The organism is Actinoplanes sp. OR16, assembly GCF_004001265.1.
Lineage (GTDB): Bacteria > Actinomycetota > Actinomycetes > Mycobacteriales > Micromonosporaceae > Actinoplanes.
On sequence record NZ_AP019371.1, the window covers coordinates 1,468,899 to 1,489,633 of the forward strand.

22 protein-coding genes are annotated in these 20,735 nt (G+C 70.0%); 10 read left to right on the forward strand and 12 right to left on the reverse strand.

What is annotated here, in order from left to right; translation table 11 throughout:
- Positions 1-42: 42 nt before the first annotated feature.
- Complete coding sequence (locus EP757_RS06695) at positions 43-1,071, reverse strand: PDZ domain-containing protein (protein WP_127543322.1); 1,029 nt, start codon at positions 1,069-1,071, stop codon at positions 43-45.
- 90 nt (positions 1,072-1,161) lie between these two features.
- On the opposite strand from EP757_RS06695, the gene EP757_RS06700 reads away from it, so the two are divergent.
- Positions 1,162-2,403, forward strand: a complete 1,242-nt coding sequence (locus tag EP757_RS06700) for a zinc-dependent metalloprotease (protein WP_127543323.1) — start codon at positions 1,162-1,164, stop codon at positions 2,401-2,403.
- 3 nt (positions 2,404-2,406) lie between these two features.
- Here the strand turns inward: EP757_RS06700 and EP757_RS06705 are convergent, their stop codons facing one another.
- Positions 2,407-3,003, reverse strand: coding sequence for a hypothetical protein (locus EP757_RS06705; RefSeq protein ID WP_127543324.1), 597 nt, complete (start codon positions 3,001-3,003; stop codon positions 2,407-2,409).
- Between the two features lie 10 nt (positions 3,004-3,013).
- Positions 3,014-3,550, reverse strand: a complete 537-nt coding sequence (locus EP757_RS06710; RefSeq protein WP_127543325.1) for a M48 family metallopeptidase — start codon at positions 3,548-3,550, stop codon at positions 3,014-3,016.
- A gap of 469 nt (positions 3,551-4,019) precedes the next feature.
- On the opposite strand from EP757_RS06710, the gene EP757_RS43215 reads away from it, so the two are divergent.
- From EP757_RS43215 to EP757_RS06720, 3 genes are all read left to right on the forward strand, one after another.
- A complete protein-coding gene (locus tag EP757_RS43215) occupies positions 4,020-4,181 on the forward strand; it encodes a DUF5679 domain-containing protein (protein WP_169792401.1) in 162 nt (53 codons plus the stop codon).
- Positions 4,182-4,386: 205 nt separating this feature from the next.
- Positions 4,387-5,613, forward strand: a complete 1,227-nt coding sequence (locus tag EP757_RS06715) for a hypothetical protein (protein ID WP_127543326.1) — start codon at positions 4,387-4,389, stop codon at positions 5,611-5,613.
- 27 nt (positions 5,614-5,640) lie between these two features.
- The gene (locus tag EP757_RS06720) at positions 5,641-6,981 is read left to right on the forward strand and encodes an AarF/ABC1/UbiB kinase family protein (RefSeq protein WP_127543327.1); all 1,341 of its coding nucleotides are present in this window, start codon (positions 5,641-5,643) and stop codon (positions 6,979-6,981) included.
- A gap of 264 nt (positions 6,982-7,245) precedes the next feature.
- Here the strand turns inward: EP757_RS06720 and EP757_RS06725 are convergent, their stop codons facing one another.
- The 3 genes from EP757_RS06725 to EP757_RS06735 all read right to left on the reverse strand — a co-directional run bounded on the left by EP757_RS06725 (position 7,246) and on the right by EP757_RS06735 (position 10,270).
- On the reverse strand, positions 7,246-7,608 hold the full coding sequence (locus tag EP757_RS06725) for a WhiB family transcriptional regulator (RefSeq protein WP_127543328.1): 363 nt from the start codon (positions 7,606-7,608) through the stop codon (positions 7,246-7,248).
- 142 nt (positions 7,609-7,750) lie between these two features.
- Complete coding sequence (locus EP757_RS06730; protein ID WP_127543329.1) at positions 7,751-8,008, reverse strand: hypothetical protein; 258 nt, start codon at positions 8,006-8,008, stop codon at positions 7,751-7,753.
- A gap of 120 nt (positions 8,009-8,128) precedes the next feature.
- Positions 8,129-10,270: an ATP-dependent DNA helicase UvrD2 gene (locus EP757_RS06735; protein ID WP_127543330.1), complete on the reverse strand. Its 2,142-nt coding sequence runs from the start codon at positions 10,268-10,270 to the stop codon at positions 8,129-8,131.
- A gap of 83 nt (positions 10,271-10,353) precedes the next feature.
- Here EP757_RS06735 and EP757_RS06740 point away from each other — a divergent pair, with 83 nt between their 5' ends.
- Complete coding sequence (locus EP757_RS06740) at positions 10,354-10,596, forward strand: mycoredoxin (RefSeq protein ID WP_014447439.1); 243 nt, start codon at positions 10,354-10,356, stop codon at positions 10,594-10,596.
- A gap of 50 nt (positions 10,597-10,646) precedes the next feature.
- Here the strand turns inward: EP757_RS06740 and EP757_RS06745 are convergent, their stop codons facing one another.
- The 4 genes from EP757_RS06745 to EP757_RS06760 form a co-directional block, all read right to left on the reverse strand.
- On the reverse strand, positions 10,647-11,528 hold the full coding sequence (locus EP757_RS06745) for a phytanoyl-CoA dioxygenase family protein (RefSeq protein WP_127543331.1): 882 nt from the start codon (positions 11,526-11,528) through the stop codon (positions 10,647-10,649).
- Between the two features lie 77 nt (positions 11,529-11,605).
- Complete coding sequence (gene nudC, locus EP757_RS06750; RefSeq protein ID WP_127543332.1) at positions 11,606-12,571, reverse strand: NAD(+) diphosphatase; 966 nt, start codon at positions 12,569-12,571, stop codon at positions 11,606-11,608.
- A complete protein-coding gene (locus EP757_RS06755; RefSeq protein ID WP_127543333.1) occupies positions 12,568-13,887 on the reverse strand; it encodes a pitrilysin family protein in 1,320 nt (439 codons plus the stop codon). Before EP757_RS06755 ends, nudC begins: the two co-directional genes overlap by 4 nt.
- Positions 13,884-15,191, reverse strand: coding sequence for a pitrilysin family protein (locus EP757_RS06760; RefSeq protein WP_127543334.1), 1,308 nt, complete (start codon positions 15,189-15,191; stop codon positions 13,884-13,886). The genes EP757_RS06755 and EP757_RS06760 overlap by 4 nt, the downstream gene beginning before the upstream one ends.
- 202 nt (positions 15,192-15,393) lie before the next feature.
- Here EP757_RS06760 and EP757_RS06765 point away from each other — a divergent pair, with 202 nt between their 5' ends.
- Genes EP757_RS06765 through EP757_RS06780 form a run of 4 tightly spaced genes read left to right on the forward strand, consistent with a single transcriptional unit; the run spans position 15,394 to position 18,606 of the window.
- A complete protein-coding gene (locus EP757_RS06765) occupies positions 15,394-15,807 on the forward strand; it encodes an Rrf2 family transcriptional regulator (protein ID WP_127543335.1) in 414 nt (137 codons plus the stop codon).
- Between the two features lie 8 nt (positions 15,808-15,815).
- Positions 15,816-16,895 carry an ABC transporter substrate-binding protein gene (locus EP757_RS06770; RefSeq protein WP_127543336.1) on the forward strand — a complete coding sequence of 360 codons (1,080 nt, stop codon included), beginning with the start codon at positions 15,816-15,818 and terminating at the stop codon, positions 16,893-16,895.
- 30 nt (positions 16,896-16,925) lie between these two features.
- Entirely contained in the window at positions 16,926-17,672 is a 747-nt protein-coding gene (locus tag EP757_RS06775; protein ID WP_127543337.1) for an ABC transporter ATP-binding protein, read from the forward strand.
- The gene (locus EP757_RS06780; RefSeq protein WP_174262350.1) at positions 17,662-18,606 is read left to right on the forward strand and encodes an ABC transporter permease; all 945 of its coding nucleotides are present in this window, start codon (positions 17,662-17,664) and stop codon (positions 18,604-18,606) included. The genes EP757_RS06775 and EP757_RS06780 overlap by 11 nt, the downstream gene beginning before the upstream one ends.
- Here the strand turns inward: EP757_RS06780 and EP757_RS06785 are convergent.
- Complete coding sequence (locus EP757_RS06785; RefSeq protein WP_127543338.1) at positions 18,603-19,454, reverse strand: hypothetical protein; 852 nt, start codon at positions 19,452-19,454, stop codon at positions 18,603-18,605. The two genes, EP757_RS06780 and EP757_RS06785, sit on opposite strands and share 4 nt — an antisense overlap.
- A 101-nt stretch (positions 19,455-19,555) precedes the next feature.
- Between EP757_RS06785 and EP757_RS06790 the strand changes: the two genes are divergently transcribed.
- On the forward strand, positions 19,556-20,269 hold the full coding sequence (locus EP757_RS06790; RefSeq protein ID WP_127543339.1) for a 1-acyl-sn-glycerol-3-phosphate acyltransferase: 714 nt from the start codon (positions 19,556-19,558) through the stop codon (positions 20,267-20,269).
- A gap of 163 nt (positions 20,270-20,432) precedes the next feature.
- Here the strand turns inward: EP757_RS06790 and EP757_RS06795 are convergent, their stop codons facing one another.
- A complete protein-coding gene (locus tag EP757_RS06795; RefSeq protein ID WP_127543340.1) occupies positions 20,433-20,636 on the reverse strand; it encodes a cold-shock protein in 204 nt (67 codons plus the stop codon).
- Positions 20,637-20,735: the final 99 nt, after the last annotated feature.

The following is a 20,735-nucleotide window of genomic DNA, read 5'->3' on the forward strand; positions in this document are numbered from 1 at the left end:
TCTACACGTAGGAGAACTGTTTCGTCACCACCAGTGCGGGAACTACGACGCCGTACAGGGCTTCGGGGTTCCGCCTGAGGTGAAAGTCGCAAGCGCGGCGAGGGCGTCGTCCACCGTGGCGACCTCGGCCATCGGCAGGCCGGGGACGGTGTTGCGAAGCGCCTCGGCGCAGTTGTCCTTGGGCACCAGGAAGAGCTCGGCGCCGGCTTTCTTCGCACCCACGAGCTTCTGCGGGATGCCGCCGATCGGCCCCACGTTACCGCCGTCGTCGATGGTCCCGGTGCCCGCGATGATCTTGCCGCCGGTCAGGTCCTCCGGCTTGAGCTTGTCGATGATGCCGAGGGAGAACATCAGACCGGCGCTCGGCCCGCCGATCTTGTCGAGGTCGATCTCGATGTCGAACGGGTTCGGCTGCTTGGTGTCGATCTCGATGCCGATCCGGGGGGCGTCGTCGTCCTCCCCGGCCTTCGAGGTGATCTGCGCGGTGCCGGCCTTGCCGCCCCGCTCGTAGCCGACGGTCAGGGTGGTCCCGGCCGGCTTGGCCCGGATCAGCTCGGTGACCTGCGAAGGACTCTCGATCTTCGTACCGTCGATGGCGGTGATCACGTCGTCGGCGACGAGCTTGCCGTCGGCGGCGCCACCGGAGGTGACCTTGCGCACGAAAGTCAGGACCGGATAGCCCAGCTCGCGGAGCGCGACCGTCTCGGCGCTCGTCTGCGACTGCTTCCACTCCTGCGCGTTCTGCTCCTGGACCTGCTTCTCGCTCTGGTCCGGCGGGTAGATCAGCTCACGCGGGACGACCGCGTCCTCACCGCTCAGCCAGCCCTCTATCGCCCAGACCAGTTCGACCTTGGACTGGACGTTGACGGTGGTGAGCCGCAGCTGGCCGGCCGAGGTCGAGGTCTCACCCTTCTTGACCTGGATCACCTCGGTACCGTTGTCGGACCCGAGGGTGTTGACCGTGGGACCGGGTTTGAGCACCACGTAGGGCAGGGGTGCGACCATGACACCGGCTGCCAGCAGAGCGGTGATCAGGGCGCCGAGGATGACGGTGACACCGCGACGTCTCATGCGCGTGAGCGTACCCACCTACCCTGAGTTCTCTCTGAGCTGATACCGCCCTCAGTCCGCTGCGGGCATTTCGCGCGTACCGTTGGGGACGTGCCTGATATCCCGTTCGGCTTCTCCCTGCCGGGCGCTCAGCCGCCCGACCCCTCCGACCCGCAGCAGATGCAGCAGTTCATGGCGCAGCTGCAGCAGATGTTCGCCGCGCCCGGCAGCGGTCCGGTGAACTGGGACCTGGCCCGGCAGGTTGCGGCCAGCCAGCTCTCCGCGACCGGCGACCCATCGGTGAACATGCTGGAACGCCACCAGGTCGAGGAGGCCCTGCGCCTCGCCGACCTCTGGCTCGACCCGGTCACCGCCCTTCCGAGCGGCATCCACAAGGCAGTGGCGTGGAACCGCAACGAGTGGATCTACAACACCCTCGACGTGTGGAAGAAGCTGTGCGAGCCGATCGCCGGCCGCATGGTGGGCGCCATGGGCGACCTCGTTCCCGAGGAGGCCCGCGCCCAGCTCGGCCCGATGCAGTCGATGGTCGCGACCCTCGGTGGCGCGCTCTTCGGCGGGCAGCTCGGGCAGGCCTTCGGCCAGCTCGCCGCCGAGGTGCTCTCGGCCGGTGACATCGGCCTCCCGCTCGGTCCGGCCGGCACCGCCGCGCTGGTGCCTTCCAACATCAAGGCGTACGGGTCGGGTCTCGAGCTTCCCGAGGACCAGGTCCGGCTCTACGTGGCCCTGCGCGAGGCGGCCCACCAGCGGCTCTTCGGGCACGTCCCGTGGCTGCGGTCGCACGTGCTGAACGCCGTCGAGACCTACGCGAACGGCATCACCGTGAACCGCGAGGCCATCGAGGACGCGATGAGCCGGGTCGACCCGAGCGACCCCGAGTCGATGCAGCAGATGGCGCTCGAAGGCATCTTCACGCCCGAGGACACCCCGCAGCAGAAGGCCAGCCTGGCCCGGCTGGAGACGGCGCTCGCGCTGGTCGAGGGCTGGGTCGGGGACGTCGTCGACGCGGCCGCCGGCGATCGGCTGCCCTCGGTCGTCCCGCTGGGCGAGGCGTTCCGCCGCCGCCGGGCCGCGGGCGGTCCCGCGGAGCAGACCTTCGCCGCCCTGGTCGGCCTGGAGCTGCGGCCCCGCCGTCTCCGCGAGGCCGGCGCGCTCTGGGCGGCGGTGGCCGAGCACCGGGGGATCGCGGGGCGCGACGCGCTCTGGGACCACCCCGACCTGCTGCCGACCGAGGACGACTTCGCCGACCCGGAGGCTTTCGCCCGGCCGCGTTCCGACTGGGACATCAGCGAGCTGGACAACCTCGGCGAAGCGCCGAAGGAAGACGACGACTGACCGTCAGCCTCCCAGGAGGGCTCGGGTGTTCTCCCAGCCCTCCAGGGCGGGGTCGAGGGTGGCCAGCGCGGCCGGTCCGCGCAGCCGGCGCCACTGGGCGGTCGAGGTGACCTCGCCTGGTGCCGGCGCTGTCCTGCGCAACAGCTGCGGCGTCGCCGTGTCCAGATCGTGGTCGACCAGCCACTCCGGCGCGGGCAGGTTCGTGGCGACGCCGAGCAGCCCGCCGTCCGGCCCACCCGGCGCGACCGCGACCGGCCTGCTGTCCAGCGGCTGGAGCAGCTTGCCGAGGGTCATGCCGGGCACGTCCGGCGCGTCCGCGGCGATCACGGCGGCCTGGTCGTAACCGTCCGCGGCAGCCGCGGCCAGCACCGGCAGGATCGTCGGCGACGCAACGTCGTAGATCTTCATCCCCGGCCAGGCGATCTCGTCGGCCAGCTCCCGGTCGCCGGGGCCGGCGGCGATCGCGGCGTCGGCGGCGGAGAGACGCGCGAGCAGGTCGACCACGTCCTCGGCCAGGGCCGCACGCCACTCGCGCAGGTTCACGCCGGGAGGACTCCACCGAACCGGGACCAGCAGGGTCACCACTACACGCCGCACCACGCGGCCCAGCTTAGTGCTCGGCCATCTCCAGGTTGCCGGCCGCGGAGACGCCTTCCAGGTAGCCCCGGGCCCGCTCGGCCTTGGGGAACCGGTTGACCAGCTCCCAGAAGCGGGCGTTGTGGCTCGGCACGATCAGGTGGGCCAGTTCGTGCAGCACCACGTAGTCGACCACCCACTCGGGCATCTCCTGGATGCGGTGCGAGATCCGGATGGTCGCGTCGTCGGGGGTGCAGGAGCCCCAGCGGCCGTTCTGGTTGGTGACCCATCGGACGCTGGCCGGGACGGCCACGTCGGCGAAGTCGGCGAGGTATCGCGCGGTCAGGCGCCGGGCCCGGGCCAGCAACTCGTCGTCGGTGGACCGCAGGCGTTCCTCGCGGGCGGCGAGCCGGGCGAGCATCCGCTCCACCCACTCGGTCTCCTCGGCCCGGGAGAACCGATCCGGGATGAGCACGACGACACGTTCACCGTCGCGGTACGCGGACACCGTCCGGCGCCGGCGCTGACTGCGCCGCACCTCAACGACAGGCTTGCGCGTGCGGGCAGCCATTACCGGCTCGCGCGGCCCTGATTCGGGTTCACGTTGAGACGCTAATCCGCCAGCCCCTGGTCAACGCAAGAGTACGGGCAATGACCGTCTCCGAAAATGCGCACTTCCGCCGCATATACCCGAAAAAATTTTCCTCACCGGCAACACTGGAGACATCCGTCAACCTAGACCATCTTCAACTCAGCGTACGAGCGGCCCTCCTGTCTGTTTTATGCCGTTCTGATGGTAATCGTCGGCGTGTCCCGGCATATCTGGCGTAAAAGGAGCATTTCCACCGGCAGACTCACGACGTCGGTGACACCGCCGACGCTGCGTTGACATGGAACCGGCCTGACCTGGGTAAGTGACCGCCCCGGACGGGTGGCCACATCCGCGTGGTCGCGCGGTCCAGCGCCGCAGACAGGGTTCGCACCCGTAGCCGCGAACGAGGCACCGGGCTGAGCGGCCGACGAAACTACGAGGAGGAACCGTGGCCGACACCACTTACAACGGCTACTGCGTCAAGTGCAAGGAGAAGCGTGACTTCCAGGGCAACGTGGAGGTCTCCAAGACCGGCATGAACATGGCGAAGGGCAAGTGCCCGGTCTGCGGGACGACCATGAACCGGATCCTGGGCAAGGCCAAGGCTTGATCGCTCACCCGGGGAGGGCCGGCCAGCCGGTCGCCCTCCCCGGGAGTTTTCTCGTCAGGCCGTAACCGTGTCCGGACGATCACGTTGAGTGATTCGGGATGGCCTGTGGATAACTCGACCCACCCTGTGGACAAGGCTGCCCCGGCCACTGCGACCCTGTGGATAACATCACCGCTCCGCAGCGCCGCCGTGACAACCTGTGGCCATGTCCCGTACGCCGCTTCTGCGGCCGACCCTGATTCCCGGGTTGCCGCGCTACTGGCGCGGCCCCGATGAGCTGCAACTCGGCCTGGATCCCGCGCACGCCGTGGTCCTCCGGCTCCCCGATCCCCGGACCGCCAAAGTCCTGGATCTGCTGGACGGCGACCGGTCCGAGCGCGCCGTCCTGATCCGCGCCGCCGAGCTCGGTGTGCCACCGGACGAGTCCCGGGCCCTGCTCGATCTGCTTCACCAGGCGGGTCTCGTGCTGCCCGCAGCCAGGCTGCTGCCCGCCACCATGCCCGCCGTCTCCCGAGCCCGGCTCAGTGGCGAGGCCGCCGCCCTGGCCCTGACCGCCGCTGCGGCGCCCGTCCGCCGCACCGGCGACCGCGCTGCTTCTGCCTTCTTCACCAGCGAGAGCAGCAAGGACAGCACCAGCGAGGGCGGCGGGGACCGCGCCAGCGAAAGCGGCGGAGACCGCGCGGACGGCGGCGATCTGTCTCCGGCAGGAATCCTGCAGCGGCGGCAACGGGCGAAGGTCGTGCTCAGCGGTCGCGGCCGGCTCGGCGCTCCGATCGCGGTGGCCCTGGCCGAGGCCGGGGTCGGGCACGTCTATCCGGATCTCGTCGGCAGCGTCGGTGCCGGTGAGGTCGCCGGCGGACCGCTCGGGGCCGGTGACGCGGGCAGCCCGCGACGGTCGGCGGTCGCCACCGCCGTGATGCGCGCGGCGCCGGGCACGAAGGTCCACGGCGTACGCCGATCACCCGCCACCGTGGTCGTCCAGCTGGCCCACGACGAGCCGGTGGCAGTGGTCGCGGCCGCGCACGCCGCCCGCCGGCAGCCGCACCTCGCCGTCACGGTCCGGGACGGCGCCGCGGTGATCGGCCCGTTCGTCCCGGCCGGTGGGGCACCGTGCCTGCACTGCGTCGACCTGCACCGGCGGGATCGGGACGCCGGATGGCCGAGCGGACCGGCGACGGCCGTCCCGGGCGCCGAGCCGTGCGCCGTCGCCACCCTGCTGGCGGCCACCGCCTACGCGACCGCCGAGATCCTCGCCCACCTGGACGGCCGGGTCCCGGAGACGCTCGGCGCCGCCGTACAGATCTCCTCGCCCGGGCGCCTGAGAAGGCGCACCTGGCCGCCGCATCCGGACTGCGATTGCCGGCGACGGGCGCGATCCTTCACCGGACCTTCACCACATAAGCCCAATAGCACCATGCGACGGGCGGAGTAGCCGCCGTGCGTCGGTCACAATGATCTGGTGACCGACATCCCCCGCCGTGCGGCGTCCCGGACCGCCAAGCTGGCCGCGCTGCCCCTCGGGTTCGCTGGGCGGACCGCGCTCGGCCTGGGCAAACGCGCGGTCGGCATCGCCTCCGACGTCATCTCCGCCGATATTCAGCAGCGCACCGCCGAGCAGCTCTTCAGCGTCCTGGGCCAGCTCAAGGGCGGAGCGATGAAATTCGGTCAGGCCCTGTCGGTCTTCGAGGCTGCGCTGCCCGACGAGATGGCCGGGCCGTACCGTCAGGCGCTGACCAAGCTCCAGGAGGCCGCGCCGCCGATGCCGGTGGCGAACGTGCACAAGGCGCTCGCCGAGCAGCTCGGGCCGGACTGGCGGGACAGCTTCGCCGAGTTCGACGACAGCCCGGCCGCCGCCGCGAGCATCGGCCAGGTGCACCGCGCGGTCTGGAAACTGCCGCCGGCCCGCCGCAACGCGAAACCCAAGCTGCTGCCGGTCGCCGTGAAAGTGCAGTACCCGGGCGCCGGTGACGCGCTGATCGCCGACCTGAAGCAACTCTCCCGGCTGGCCGGGATGTTCAAAATCATCCAGCCGGGCATGGACGTGAAACCGCTGATCGCCGAGCTTCGCGAGCGGATCATCGAGGAGCTCGACTACGAGATGGAGGCGGAGACCCAGCGGGCCTTCGCCACGGCGTTCGCCGACGATCCGGACATCTTCGTGCCCCGGGTGGTCGCGTCCGCGCCGCGGATTCTGGTCACCGAATGGGTCGACGGGCGGCCGCTGGCCGACGTGATCAGCGGCGGCACCGCCGAGGAACGCGACGAAGCCGGCCGGCTCATGGCGACCCTGCACTTCTCGGCGCCGGCCCGGGCCGGTCTGCTGCACGCCGACCCGCACCCCGGCAACTTCCGGATCCTCCCCGACGGCCGGCTCGGCGTCATCGACTTCGGCGCGGTGGCCCGGCTGCCGGAGGGCATGCCCGAGCCGGTGGGCAGGCTGGTCCGGCTCGCACTCGAAGGCCGTGCCCAGGACGTGGTCGACGGCCTGCGGGACGAGGGGTTCATCAAGCCGGACGAGGAGATCGACGCCGAGGCGGTGCTCGAATTCCTGCTGCCGATGATCGAGCCGATCGCAGTCGAGCGGTTCCGGTTCACCCGATCGTGGCTGCGCGGTGAGGCGACCCGGCTCGGCAGTCCGCGGTCCCCGGCGTACCAGCTGAGCCGCAAACTCAACCTGCCGCCGTCGTACCTGCTGATCCACCGGGTGACGCTGGGATCCATCGGGGTGCTGTGCCAGCTGGAGGCGGAGGCCGCCTATCGGGAGATCCTCGAAGAATGGCTGCCGGGATTCGCGGAATGAGAAAGCCCGCCCGCTGACGCGGACGGGCTTTCACAGAACTACGGGTCAGAGTCCACCCAGTTCGCGAGCGGCCCGATGGCGGGCCTCCATGGCGATGCGGCGGGCGGAGCGGTAAGCCTCAGGTGCGGTGTCACGCTGAGGCCTTCGCATTCGGGCCCTCGATAACGCTTCGTGGATGAGTCTCATCTTCGCGCTTCCGTTCGTGGTCATCTCGGTACTCGGCTTTCGGATATCGATTACTGCTACGGGGAGGGAGTTCATCTCTCAGGCCGCCAGGCGGACCGAGTTGCGGGTCTCGAGACCGTTCGCGGCGAGCCGCTCCTCGACCTCGACGGCCAGCTCGGCGTCGCGCGCCACGTCGACCTTGCGAGGACGTCCACGGGGCCGCTTGCGCGGAACCACGGCGCCACGCTCGAAGATCTCTCCACCCCAGACACCCCAGGGCTCGCTACGCTCGACCGCTCCGGCGAGGCACTCGACGCGCAGCGGGCAGTCCCCGCAGAGCGACTTCGCCAGCTCCAGCTGAGCCGGAGCGTCGGAGAACCAGAGGTCAGGGTCGAACTTCCGACAGGGCAGGTTTGCCTCGATCTCGACGGTCACGTCGAGTGGGGCCAGCGCCAGACTCATAAAGCCCGGTCACCTCTCTCTTCTTCTCGATCTTCTGGATCGTTGTTTCTCGGGTCGTGCACCGGCCTGTTGGCCGGCAAAAAAGTAGGCCGCGGATCCCGGGTTAGCGGGTTCCGCGGCCTCGAAGTGAGCCGGTGGTCTGTTAGACCGGCCTTCCTCGAGGCGGGACACCGCCGCTGCCATCCGTGTAGCGCTTGCGGGCGATGGAGCCATTGCCACTGAATCCAGTGGTCCCCTTGTTTCCATCGACGAGCACCAGCACGGCTTTGCCCAGCTCGGCCTTCGCCGACATGGACGGGATCTGAGCCTGGTGCGCCCACGGGGCGAGGGACCGCTCGGCGGACAACGGCGCAGGCACGGTGCACGGCAGCATCGACGGAACGAACATGTTGATCCTCATCTTTGCCACCTCCTCCGTAACCTTGCACTCGTGTCCTGATTCTCGGCGAACGGAACCGTTCGCCAAGGTGTGTTCTGAGGCTATGCCTGCCCTACAGCAGAGGGCAAACGAATTAACGGACTAACTTTCGAAGTTTTTCTGGACAAGATCATCAGGGCTCGCACCGGCCACCAGAGCGAAGACCGCCTCGCCGTACTGACCGAGTTTGCGCGGGCCGATCCCGGCGATCGCCAGCAACTGCGCCGGCCCGGCCGGTCGGCGTTCCGCCACGGCCACCAGGGTGGCGTCGGTGAAAACGACGTACGCAGGGACTTTCAGGTGCGCGGCGGTGCTCGCCCGCCACACCTGCAGACGCTCGTACAGATCCTCGTCGAGGTCCGACGGACAGGTCGGGCAGCGACCCAGTTTGCGGTCCGCGCCGGCCAGCAGGGTGGCGCCGCAGATCCGGCAGGTGGCCACTTGCGGACGCCGCCGGTCGGGTTTCCGACTGCCGCGCTCGCCACGGTCGGCCGCGGCGCTCGACGACCGTTCCAGCTGCGGCAGGAACCGGCAGGGGCGGCGCGGGCGGCCACCGGGCGAGCGGGACTGGCCGTAGGAGAGCCACAGCCACTGCCGGGCCCGGGTCACCCCCACGTAGAGCAGCCGCCGCTCCTCCTCCAGCTGGTCGGGCGTCTTCGCGTACGTCGTCGGCAGCGTGCCGTCCGAGAGCCCGACCAGGAAGACCGCGTCCCACTCCAGGCCCTTCGCGGAGTGCAGCGAGGCGAGCGTCACCCCGGCCATCGTCGGGGCGTGCTGCTGCTCGGCACGGCGGGCCAGCTCGTCGTTGAAGGCGGAGAGCGACACCTCCCGCTGCACCCGGCCGGCCTCGCCGATCGGCAGGATCTCCGGGGCTGCCGCGTACTCCTCGGCGAGCGTGACCAGTGCCGCGAGGGCCTCCCACTGCTCGCGCGCGGCGCCACCGGGCGGGGGCTGATGCCGGTTCCAGCCGGTCGCGGCGAGCGCCTCCACGACCGCGTCGGCCAGCGGCGTCTCGCCCGGGATCGAGCGGACCGCGGCGCGCAGCGCGACCATGGCCTGGCGGACCTCGGCCCGTTCGAAGAACCGCTCGGCGCCCCGGACCACGTAGGGGACCTCGGCTTCGGCGAGCGCCTCCTCGTACGCCTCGGACTGCGCGTTGGTCCGGAAGAGCACCGCGATCTCGCTGGCCGGCGTGCCGGACGCGATCAGCTCACGGCACCGCCGCGCCACGGCGAGGGCCTCGCCCGGCTCGTCCGGGAAGATCTTGAGTTCCGGCTCGGGTCCGGCCGGTCGCTGGCCGACCAGCTCCAGCCGCAGCTTCGCCTCGGTGCCCCGGGCCTGCCGGATGACGGCGTTGGCGAGCCCGACCACCTGCGGCGTCGACCGGTAGTCGCGGACCAGGCGGACCACCACGGCGTCCCGGCGGCGGCGCGGGAAGTCGATGAGGTAACCCGAGGTCGCCCCGGTGAACGAGTAGATCGTCTGGCTGGCGTCGCCGACCACGGTGATGTCGTCGCGCCCGCCGAGCCAGGCGTCGAGCAGCCGCTGCTGCAGCGGGTTGACGTCCTGGTACTCGTCGACCACGAAGTGCCGGTACTGCGCGCGGATCTGATCGGCGACGTCCTGGTGCTCCTCGATGCCCCAGACCGCGGCGCGCAGCAGGTCCTCGAAGTCGATCACGCCCTGGCGGCGTTTGAGCGACTCGTACGCCGCGAACACCTCGGCCACCCGGGCCGGCTCGAACGGCGGCTCACGCAGCGCCTTGGCGGCGGCTACGGCGTACTCCCCGGGCTCGACCAGCGACGACTTCGCCCACTCGATCTCACTCGCCAGGTCGCGGGAGGCGGCGCGGTCGGCGCGCACACCGGCCCGGGCCGCGGCCAGGCCGACCACGCGAATCTTGCTCTCCATCAGCTCGGGCATCCCCCGGCCCTCCAGCAGCCGGGGCGCGAAGTAGCGCACCTGGCGCAGAGCCGCGGCGTGGAACGTCCGGGCCTGCACACCGGCGGCGCCGAGCGCGGTCAGCCGGGCGCGCATCTCGGCCGCGGCCCGTGCGGTGAAGGTGACCGCGAGGATGTGCCGGGGACTGATCTCGCCGATCGAGGTTCGGTACGCGATCCGGTGGGTGATCGCCCGCGTCTTACCGGTTCCGGCGCCGGCCAGGATGCAGACCGGACCCGCGGGAGCGGTCACCGCCGTCCGTTGTTCCGGGTCCAGCCCGGCCAGCACCCCATCGCCTCGCACGGTAGGGAATCATGACACCCCCACCGGGTGTTGTGCTTCTCAGCCGCACCGCCGTGTGACCTGTATCGAAGGAGCCCTGACCGATGCTGACCATGTACTCGACGTCCTGGTGTGGGTACTGCCACCGTTTGAAGAGCCAGCTCGACCGGGAGGGCATCGCCTACGACGTCGTGGACATCGAGCAGGACGAGGCCTCGGCCGCGTTCGTGCGCAGCGTGAACGGCGGCAACCAGACCGTTCCGACGCTGAAGTTCGACGACGGGTCGGCGCTGACCAACCCGTCGATCGTGCAGGTGAAGCAGCACCTCGCGACGATCTCCGCCTGAGACGCACAAAAAGGGGCCTTCGATCGAAAGGCCCCTTTTTTGTACGTCGATCAGGGGATCAGTGCGGGGATGCTCGAGTCGAGCAGGCCCCTCTCCTTGAGAGCGCCGTAGAGCGGCGTGCTCTCCGGGTAGTGACCCCACTGGTGGTCGCCGTCACCATTGCCGAAGCCGCCGAGCAGCTGCTTCTGCACCTCGGTGAAGCCGCTCCACTCCGGCCGGTTCGGCAGGTCGGCGACCTCGTCGCGGATGGCGATCCAGCGCGGGGTGTAGCCGAAGAACGCGCCGACACGGGTGATGTCGGAGTAGTTGTCCGACCGGGCGTGCCAGATGCGCCGGTCGAAGACCACCAGGTCACCCGCGTTCGCGGTGATCTGGACCGCACCTGAAGGCTGCGGCCACGGCACGCCGCGGCTCGGCGGGCCGGGAAGCCAGTTGGTCTTGTGGCTGCCGGGCAGGACGGTGAAGTTGCCCCGGCCGGTCTCGCTCACGTCGGAGAACCAGTACGCCAGCTTCACCGACATCATCGGGCGCGGGTCGGTCTCGATCTCCCGGTTCTGGCGGCCGCCGTCCTGGTGCCAGTGCCACCACTGCTTCTGCTCCTCGTGGAGCTGCGGGTGCACGTCGATGTGCGAGTGGTAGACGTGCACGTTCCACCCGAGCAGCGACCAGATGTACTTGAACGCCTTGGGGTGGTCGAGCAGGAAGGCCAGCTCGGGCACGTGGGCGACCGGGGAGAGCTGGTGCAGCGCGCCGGTGGGGCTGAGCTTGCCCTCGGCCTTCGCCTTCTCGTAGTACCCCAGAATCGCGGCCCGGCCCGCCTCGATCTCGCTCTCGCTCAGCACCGACGGTACGACGATGTAACCGTCCCGATCGAACGCCTCCCGCTCCCCCGCGGACATCTGCGTCCACGCCGGGGCTTCCACCTGGGTCATCGGTTCCCCTCTCGTCTTTGTATCCAAGACGCCGTGGGACCCTCACTTGGTTGCCCGCGAACCAGAAAAAGTTTCTGTTAACCGTGCAGCCACTTCTCGATCAGGTAGAAGGCGATCGACGATCGCATCGGCAGGCTCATCGGGACGCCGCTCTCCGGGTCGACGTAACCACCGGCGATCATCTTGGCGATCGCGTCCCGGGTGAACCAGTGCGCCTCGTCGATCTCCTCCGGGTCGAGGACGAACGGCTGGGCGGGGTCGGCGACGGCGTGGAAGCCGAGCATCAGCGAGCCCGGGAACGGCCAGGACTGGCTGCCCGCGTACTGCAGCGAGGTCAGCTTGATGCCGACCTCCTCCTGCACCTCGCGGACCACCGAGGCCTCGGCCGACTCCCCCGGTTCGACGTAACCGGCGAGGCAGGAGAACCGGCGTACGCCGTCGGGGGTGGCGGGCCAGGCCGCGTTGTGCCCGAGCAGGCAGCGGCCGCCCGGGCCGGGGACGCCGTCGTGCACCAGCACGATCATCGCCGGGTCGGTGCGCGGCCACATGAGCCGGCCCTCCGGGTCGGCCCGCGCCCAGCCGGCCTCCACGACGGTGGTCGGCTGGCCGGTACGCGGCGAGAACGCGTGGCTGCGATGCCAGTTGCCGAGCGCGACCGCCGCGGTGAACAGACCGGCGTCCCGATCGTCGAGCAGGTGGCCGCTGTCGCGGAGAGTGACGGCCCGCTGATCCGCGGACGCCTCCACGGAAGCGTCAACGGTCCAGACCGGGGTGCCGTCGGCGTCGACGCCGAGGAACCAGCGCTCGGCGTCGGGCGACGCGGACGACGGCGCCAGCACGAGGGCGACACCGCCGTCCGGGCGATCGGTGACCAGGGCTCGGCCGCCCTTGGCGAGGTCGACGACGAGGACCAGGCCGCGCGTCCACGCGTCCGCAAGCCAGGCGTCGTCCTTCCGCCGGTGGGCGGCGCGGTCCAGGGTGGTACGTGCCAGCGGCGGGGTGCCGGGTTGCTCACCCAGGTCTGGCTGTTCGGGTTCGGTCACTCTCTGCTGCGCTCCACGGCCGTCAGTACGGACAATTGCGACTCGATCTTGTCGGCGTCGCCGAGCACCACGGTAACCGCACGGGAGGGGGCGAGGTACTTCGCTCCGGCCGCGAACACCTCCTCCCGGGTGACAGCGGCGAGCGCCTCCGAGTGTTCGCGGAGGTGCTCGAGGCGAAGGCCGAAGCCCGCGTACATGCTGGCGAGACCGGCGAGCCCGGCCTGGGTGGACATGCTCAGCCGCAGGGTGCCCAGGGCGTAGCGCCGGGCCTGCTCGAGCTCCTCCTCGCCGGGCGGGAGGCTGGCGATGCGGCCCAGCTCGTAGACGGTCTCCAGCAGCGACGGGCCGGTCACCTCGGTGGCGACCTCGGCCGAGCCGGACCAGGTGGAGCCGGCCACGAAGTGCTCGATGCCGGAGTGCGAGCCGTACGTGTACCCCTTGTCCTCCCGGATGTTCTCCACCCAGCGGGAGGAGAAGTAGCCGCCGAAGATCAGGTTGGCCACCGTGACGGCGGCGTAGTCCGGGTCGGTCCGGGTGACGCCGGGCAGCGCGAGCCGCAGCGACGACTGGACCGAACCGGGCCGGTCGACGAGCAGCAGCGGGCCGGTCTCGATCGACGGGATGGGCGGGATGACGCCGTCCGGCGCCCCGCCGGTCCAGCCGCCGAGCACCTTCTCCGCGACGTCGATCGCCTGGTCCGGGTCGATGTCGCCGACCAGGACGAGCGTCGCGCCGGCCGGGCGGACGCGCTCGGCGTGCAGCTGGCGCAGCGCACCGGGCTCCACAGCACGGACCTCGTCCGGCGTGGGCGTCTGCACCGCGTACGGATGGGTGTCGTAGATCCTCTTGAGCAGCGCCACCCGGGCCAGATGCGCGGGCTGGCTCAGCGCGACCTGGATGTGGTCGACCAGGCGCTCGCGCTCGACGCCGACCTCCTCGGCCGGGAACGTGGCGTCGGTCAGCACGCCGGCCAGCAGCTCCAGCGTCCGGTCCAGGCCGTCGGCGAGCGCGTTGCCGCTGATCAGCAGGCGGTCCGGGTCGAGGGCGGCGCCCAGGCTGCCGCCGACGGCCTGCAGTTCGGCCGCGATGTCGATGCTCGACAGCGTGCTCGTACCGGTGAAGATCGCCTGCGAGAGCAGGGTGGCCGGGGCCAGCGGCGCCCGCCCGAACGGGATCCGCAGCCGCAGCTCGACGAGCGGAACCGCCGACCGCCGGATCGCGATGACGGTGAGCCCGCTGGGCAGCCGCCGCTCCGCCTCGCGAGGCAGGTGCAGATCGGCGTCCGGGATCAGGTCGGGCAGAGTCTTGGCGCTCATTGGGCAGCTCCCGGGATGACTTCGACGCTGGCGCGGCGCTCGGGCCGCAGGGTGGCCGCGGCGGCGACGATCTGCTCGTCGGTCACCTCGCTGACCAGCTTGGGCAGCTCGTTGAGCAGGCCCGGGCGGCCGCGCTGCAGCTCCAGGACGGCCATCGGCTGGGCCCGGCCGAGCACGTCGTCGGTGCCCTGCAGCAGGCGGGTCGCCATCCGGGCCTGCGTGCGGTCCAGCTCACCGGGCTTGAGGCCGTCGGTGACCAGCCGGTCGAGTTCCTCGTCGATGGTCTGCAGCACCTTGCCGGCGTCGCCGCCGGGCGGCATGTGCGCCTGGAGCAACAGGGCCGTGGGGTTGCGTACCTGGTATTCGTCGCCCATGAAGCCGATGTAGCCGCCGAGGTTGGTGGCCGCCCGGTCGCGCTGGACCAGGCGCTCCACGAGCCGGGAGGCGTCGCCGTCGGTGAGCACCTCGGCGAGCACCGCGTACGGCAGGTAGCCGGTGAAGTCGCCGATCGGGTCCGGCACGCCCCAGCCGGCCGCGACGGCGGGCAGCGGCGCGATGCGGTCGATGTACGACTCGCGCTTCTCCTCGGTGAGGCCGGGCTCGGCGAAGTCCGGCAGCGACGGCGCGGGACGGGCCGGCACGTCGCCGAAGTGCCGCTCGATCATCGCGGTCGCCTCGGCCACGTCGAAGTCGCCGGCGACCGAGAGCACCGCGTTGCCGCAGGCGTAGTAGCGGTCGAAGAAGCCCTGCGCGTCCTCGACGGTGGCGCTCTCCAGGTCTTCGAACGAACCGTAGCCGTCGTGGGCGTTCGCGAACGTGTCGAACATGACCGGGGGCAGCTTGAGCCACGGGAACCCGCCGTACGGCCGGTTCAGCACGTTGACCCGGATCTCCTCCTTGACCACGTCCACCTGGTTGCGCAGGTTCTCCTCGGTGAGCCGGGGGCCACGCATCCGGTCCGCTTCGAGGAAGAGCGCGCGCTCGAGACCGCCGGACGGCAGCTCCTCGTAGTAGTCCGTGTAGTCGAGGTGGGTCGAGCCGTTGAAGGTGCCGCCGGCGCCCTGCACGTGCCGGAAGTGGGCCAGCTTCTCCAGGTTCTCCGAGCCCTGGAACATCAGGTGCTCGAAGAGGTGGGCGAAGCCGGTCCGGCCTTCCGGTTCACTGCGGATGCCGACGTCGTAGACGACGGCCACGCCGACCACCGGAGCGCTGCGATCCGGGGAGAGGACCACACGCAGACCATTGCCGAGGGTGAATCGCTCGACCGGATATTTCGTCGCGGGGATCTTGATTCTGGGCGCCACGGTACGAATCTAGCGTGTTGGCACGGATCCGCGCGGTAGTCGCGGTTCACCCAGCGGCGTAAATGCGCTGATATCCCGATCCGCCGATCTGTGCGGACCGTGTTGCCCCCGTCACAGGGCTTGACGCATCAATCCCATCTGTTCCACTATTCCCATCCAGCAGATAGGTTAAGCAAAGAATCACGGGAGGGGGTGCACGCAGGTGTACGTATCGGCTCGCACGGACTACGCCGTACGCGCAATGCTCGCGGTCACCGCTGAACACCCCCACCTGGTCAAAGCCGCAGGTCTGGCCGCTGCCCAGGACATCCCGCTCAGTTTCCTGCAAGGAATCCTGCTCGATCTGCGCCGCGCCGGGCTGCTGCACAGCCACCGCGGTGTGGACGGCGGGTACGCCTTGGCCCGCCCGGCCGAGGAGATCACCGTCGGCGACGTGGTCCGCGCCGTCGGGGGTGCCCTCACCACAGTCCGGGGGCTACCCACGTCCACGGCGACCTACCACGGTGCGGCGACGGCGCTGCACGACGTGTGGATCGCCGTCGAGGCGGCCATCGAGGGTGTAGTCGACCACAAGACCCTGGCCGAACTCTCTCAGAACTCGATAAAGAAGAACTAGGAGTGAGCATGAGCTCCCGCACCGTACGTGCGCTTGCCCTTGCCTCGGCCGCGGTCGTGGCCTCTACCGCTCTGGCCGCTTGCGGATCCGACGACGCCAACACCGCCGAGGGCACCAGCGGCGCCGCCGCCGAAGCCAAGACGATCAACCTCGGTTACTTCCCGAACATCACCCACGCGCCCGCCCTGGTCGGCGTGAACAAGGGCATCTTCTCCGAGGCGCTCGGCAGCGCCACCACCCTGGAGACGAAGACCTTCAACGCCGGTCCGGCCGCCATCGAGGCGCTGCTGTCCGGCGCGATCGACGCCACCTACATCGGCCCGAACCCGGCGATCAACGGCTGGTCCACCTCCAAGGGCACCGCGCTGAAGATCATCGCGGGCAGCACCTCGGGCGGCGCCGGCCTGGTGGTCAAGGAGGGCATCAACACGCCCGCCGACCTCAAGGGCAAGAAGATCGCCACCCCGCAGCTCGGCAACACCCAGGACGTCGCGCTGCGCGCCTGGCTGAAGGAGAACGGCCTCAACGCCGACACCAACGGCGGCGGCGACGTCTCGGTGCTCCCGCAGGACAACGCGACGGCGATCCAGGCCTTCGCGCAGGGCACCATCGACGGCGCCTGGGTGCCGGAGCCCAACTACAGCAAGCTGATCCTGGAGTCCAAGGGCAAGGTCCTGGTCGACGAGAAGACCCTGTGGCCGAACCAGGAGTTCGTGACCACGCACCTGATCGTCAGCCAGAAGTTCCTGAAGGAATACCCCGGCACGGTCAAGAAGCTGCTCCAGGGCCACGTCAACGCGGTCAAGTACATCAAGGACAACAGCGCCGACGCGCAGACCGCGGCGAACGCCCAGATCGAGGCGCTCTCCGGCAAGGCGCTGAAGCCGGAGATCCTGGCCGCCGCGTTCCAGAACCTGAAGTTCACCTACGACCCGATCGCGTCCTCGCTCTACACGAGCGCCAAGCACGCGGAAGAGGTCGGCCTGCTCAAGCCGGTCGACCTGAAGGGCATCTACGACCTCGGCCCGCTGAACGAGCTGCTGAAGGCTGACGGTCAGCCCGAGGTCAGCGACGCCGCGGCGTCCTGATCATCCTGACGCGCTGATGGGAGGGCGAGTATGAGCACGGTAGTCCGGATCGACGACGTCACCAAGGTGTACGGCTCGGGGGGCAACGCTCTGCTCGCCCTCGATCACATCTCACTCGACGTCCAGCAGGGAGAGTTCGTCTGCTTGCTGGGCGCGTCCGGCTGCGGCAAGAGCACGCTGCTCTCGCTGGTCGCCGGCCTCGACGACATCACCACCGGCACCCTGGACATCGGCGGGCGCCACGTCGCGCTGATGTTCCAGGAGGCCGCCCTCTTCCCCTGGCTCTCGGTGGCCGGCAACGTCGAGCTGCCGCTGCGGCTCCAGGGCGTCGGCCGGGCCGAGCGCAAGAAGCGGGCCGAGGAACTGCTCGAGATCGTCCGGCTCAGCGGGTTCGGCGGCAAGCGGCCGCACGAGCTCTCCGGCGGCATGCGCCAGCGCGTCGCCCTGGCCCGGGCCCTCGCCCAGAACGCCGACGTCCTGCTGATGGACGAGCCGTTCGGCGCGCTCGACGCGATGACCCGGGACATCCTGCACGACGAGCTGGAGCGGATCTGGCGCGAGCAGGAGCTCACCGTTCTCTTCGTGACCCACAACGTGCGCGAGGCGGTCCGCCTCGGCGACCGGGTCGTGCTGCTCAGCAGCCGGCCGGGCCGGGTCATCGAGGACTACAAGATCGACCACCCGCGCCCCCGGCGCATCGACTCCACCGAGGTCTCGAGCCAGGCCGCCGAGATCACCGACCGGCTCCGCGCGGAGGTCGCCCGCCATGCCAACTGAGCAGCACTCCGCCACCGGCGCCGCCCTCCAGGGCGCTGTCGCCCCGGACGCGTTCCCGCCTCCGCTGCCGGCCGAGCCGGTCGATCTCGAAGCGGCCGACCGGGTCAGCGGCCTGGACGCTCTCGAACTCGCGCCGAAGAAGGACAAGGGCAAGCTCGGCAAGCGGATCTGGCACAGCACCTGGCCGAAACTGCTGGCCGTCGCGATCGTCATCGCGATCTGGCAGGCCGCCGTCCTGGCCGAGTGGAAGCCGATCTACGTGCTGCCGGCTCCGCTCGACGTCTTCTCGGTCCTCAAGGACCTGATCACCACCGCCGACTTCTGGGACGGCGTCCGGCTCACCATGACCCGGGCCATCACCGGCTTCTTCCTGGCCGTGCTGATCGGCACGATCATCGGCGCGGCGGTCTCCCGGTTCGCGCCGCTGCGGGCAGCGATCGGCTCGCTGATCACCGGCCTGCAGACCATGCCGTCGATCATGTGGTTCCCGCTCGCCATCCTGCTGTTCCAGCTCGGCGAGAGCGCGATCATGTTCGTGGTCGTCCTCGGTGCGGCCCCTTCGGTGGCGAACGGCCTGATCAGCGGCATCGACTACGTACCCCGCACCTGGTTGCGCGTCGGCAAGGTGATGGGAATGAAGGGCCTCGCGCAGTACCGGCACCTGATCCTGCCGGCCTCGCTGCCGTCCTTCGTCTCCGGCCTGAAGCAGGGCTGGGCGTTCTCCTGGCGCAGCCTGATGGCCGGTGAGCTGCTGGTCATCGTGCCGGGGACGGTCTCCATCGGCGTGCGGATGCAGAACGCCCGCGACCTGTCGGACAGCGCCCTGGTGATCAGCTACATCATCGTCGTCCTGATCATCGGCATCCTGATCGACCAGTTCTTCAACGCGGCCGACAACGCCCTCCGCAAGCGCTGGGGTCTCACCGGCAACTAGTTCGGCCGGACCGACTCCAGCACCTCCTCGACCACCGGGTTGAACTGCTTGTGCGTGCCGGGGACCGACACGTACAGCACGGCTGCCGTCGGCTTGCCCACGTCGATGACCGCCACCGCGGACAACTCCTCGGTGGCGGTCAGGCCGGGCGAGTTGAACCGCAGCCGGAACTCGCTCACGAAGGCCGGCAACCCGCCCAGCGTGGTCACCTCGTCGCGGAGCGGCTCCAGCGTGTTGGGCTGGGGGTAGTACTCGGCGCGCACGTCCGCCGCCACCTGCCGGCCCACGCACTCCAGGTCGAGCGAGACGGCGTCGTTGTCGGCCGCCGGCACCGCCGCCGACAGGATCGACGCGTGGTACTCCCCGCCGCTGTAGAACTCGGTGACGAAATGCTGGCCGACCCGGTACGGCACCTCCAGCGTCCCGGCCTTCCAGACGTCGGTCCAGGTCACCCACGGTGCGTCGTACTTGCGGTAGGAGATGCCGGCTTCCTCGTCGACGGTCCTCGCCCCGGTCGCCGGCGCGACGGCGCTCGATCGGGGCGCGGGCGCGCCGCTCGGTGAGCCGGTCGGCGCGGGACAGGCCTGCGCCAGCGGCGGCCGCAGATCGGCCGGCCCGGACTCCTTCGAGGCGAACGGGTTGCTCTCCCCACCGAAGATCACGATCAGCAGCACGGTCAGACCGGCCGCCAGGATCACGCCGGCCACCCCACCGAAGATCATCAACTGCCGCCGGCGTCGTCGTGGTCCGTCCGGCTGCGGCGCCGGCGGCTTCTCCGGCGCCTCCGGCGGCTGCGGGGGTACGCCGGAAGCCGTCACCATGCCCGACGACCATGCTCCGCTCGACATGTCTCCAGTGAACACCACGGCACGTCCCACGGGCCGGTACGGCGGTCGGCATTGTCCTCCCGCACCACGCCTTTTCCAGAAAGTTCAGCTACCGTGCTGCCATGGAACTGGTGTATCCCCCGGTTGTCGGTCTCGCGAAGACCATGTTTCGCGTCCTCGACCTCAAGATCGAGGTCGAAGGCGGCGAGCACATCCCGACCAGCGGCGGGGCGGTGCTTGCCAGCAACCACTCGAGCTACCTCGACTTCATCTTCTGTGGCCTCGGCACCCAGCCGTCCAAGCGACTCGTCCGGTTCATGGCGAAGAAGTCGGTCTTCGACCACAAGGTCAGCGGCCCGCTGATGCGCGGCATGAAGCACATCCCGGTCGACCGCAAGGCCGGCACCGGCGCGTTCCGCGAGGCCACCGAGGCCCTGCGCAACGGTGAGATCGTCGGCGTCTTCCCGGAGGCGACGATCTCCGAGTCGTTCACCGTCAAGGCGCTCAAGTCCGGCGCCGCCCGGATGGCGCAGGAGGCCGGCGTCCCGCTCATCCCGATGGCCGTCTGGGGCCCGCACCGGCTCTGGACCAAGGGCCGCAAGAAGGAGCTCACCAAGCGCCACGTGCCGGTGCTCATCAAGATCGGCGAGGCGTTGCACATGCCGGAGGGCGCGACCCCGGAGGCGGTGACCGTGCTGCTGAAGGAGCGGCTCAGCACGCTGCTCGACGCGGTGCAGAAGGCATACCCGGAGAAGCCGGCCGGCGACGACGACCGCTGGTGGCTCCCGGCCCACCTCGGCGGCACCGCCCCGCTGCCGCACTCCGCAGCCGTCTGACGTTTTCTCTCGGCTGACCGTTTCTGATCACCAAAGGCCCTCGGCGCGCCGGGGGCCTTCCTCATGCCCTGCGAACGACAACGGCGTCGCACCCTATGGGCACGACGCCGAAGTACTCAGGCGACATTCACGGCTGCACCGGGCAGCCGATCATCGGCTCGAATCAGACACCGCGGATGTTGGCGGCCTGCGGGCCCTTCTGGCCCTGGGTCACCTCGAACTCAACCCGCTGGTTCTCCTCCAGGCTGCGGTAACCCGACATCTGGATCGCGGAGAAGTGGGCGAAGACGTCGGCGCCGCCGTCGTCCGGGGTGATGAACCCGAAGCCCTTGTCCGCGTTGAACCACTTCACAACGCCCGTAACCATGCTCGTCTCCTCGACGGTCGATCGTTCCCGGCCATTATGGACGGGAACGAGGTGGTAAGTCCCGCACTCTGCGGGGCTCGTGTCGCCGTACTGATCGCC

Bases quoted from the DNA above. Each gene is read 5' to 3' on its own strand.
- EP757_RS06695 (WP_127543322.1), bottom strand. From the start codon at position 1,071: ATGAGACGTCGCGGTGTCACCGTCATCCTCGGCGCCCTGATCACCGCT.
- EP757_RS06710 (WP_127543325.1), bottom strand. From the start codon at position 3,550: ATGGCTGCCCGCACGCGCAAGCCTGTCGTTGAGGTGCGGCGCAGTCAG.
- EP757_RS06715 (WP_127543326.1), top strand. From the start codon at position 4,387: ATGTCCCGTACGCCGCTTCTGCGGCCGACCCTGATTCCCGGGTTGCCG.
- EP757_RS06725 (WP_127543328.1), bottom strand. From the start codon at position 7,608: ATGAGTCTGGCGCTGGCCCCACTCGACGTGACCGTCGAGATCGAGGCA.
- EP757_RS06730 (WP_127543329.1), bottom strand. From the start codon at position 8,008: ATGAGGATCAACATGTTCGTTCCGTCGATGCTGCCGTGCACCGTGCCT.
- EP757_RS06740 (WP_014447439.1), top strand. From the start codon at position 10,354: ATGCTGACCATGTACTCGACGTCCTGGTGTGGGTACTGCCACCGTTTG.
- EP757_RS06745 (WP_127543331.1), bottom strand. From the start codon at position 11,528: ATGACCCAGGTGGAAGCCCCGGCGTGGACGCAGATGTCCGCGGGGGAG.
- EP757_RS06755 (WP_127543333.1), bottom strand. From the start codon at position 13,887: ATGAGCGCCAAGACTCTGCCCGACCTGATCCCGGACGCCGATCTGCAC.
- EP757_RS06770 (WP_127543336.1), top strand. From the start codon at position 15,816: ATGAGCTCCCGCACCGTACGTGCGCTTGCCCTTGCCTCGGCCGCGGTC.
- EP757_RS06775 (WP_127543337.1), top strand. From the start codon at position 16,926: ATGAGCACGGTAGTCCGGATCGACGACGTCACCAAGGTGTACGGCTCG.
- EP757_RS06780 (WP_174262350.1), top strand. From the start codon at position 17,662: ATGCCAACTGAGCAGCACTCCGCCACCGGCGCCGCCCTCCAGGGCGCT.
- EP757_RS06785 (WP_127543338.1), bottom strand. From the start codon at position 19,454: ATGTCGAGCGGAGCATGGTCGTCGGGCATGGTGACGGCTTCCGGCGTA.
- EP757_RS06790 (WP_127543339.1), top strand. From the start codon at position 19,556: ATGGAACTGGTGTATCCCCCGGTTGTCGGTCTCGCGAAGACCATGTTT.
- EP757_RS06795 (WP_127543340.1), bottom strand. From the start codon at position 20,636: ATGGTTACGGGCGTTGTGAAGTGGTTCAACGCGGACAAGGGCTTCGGG.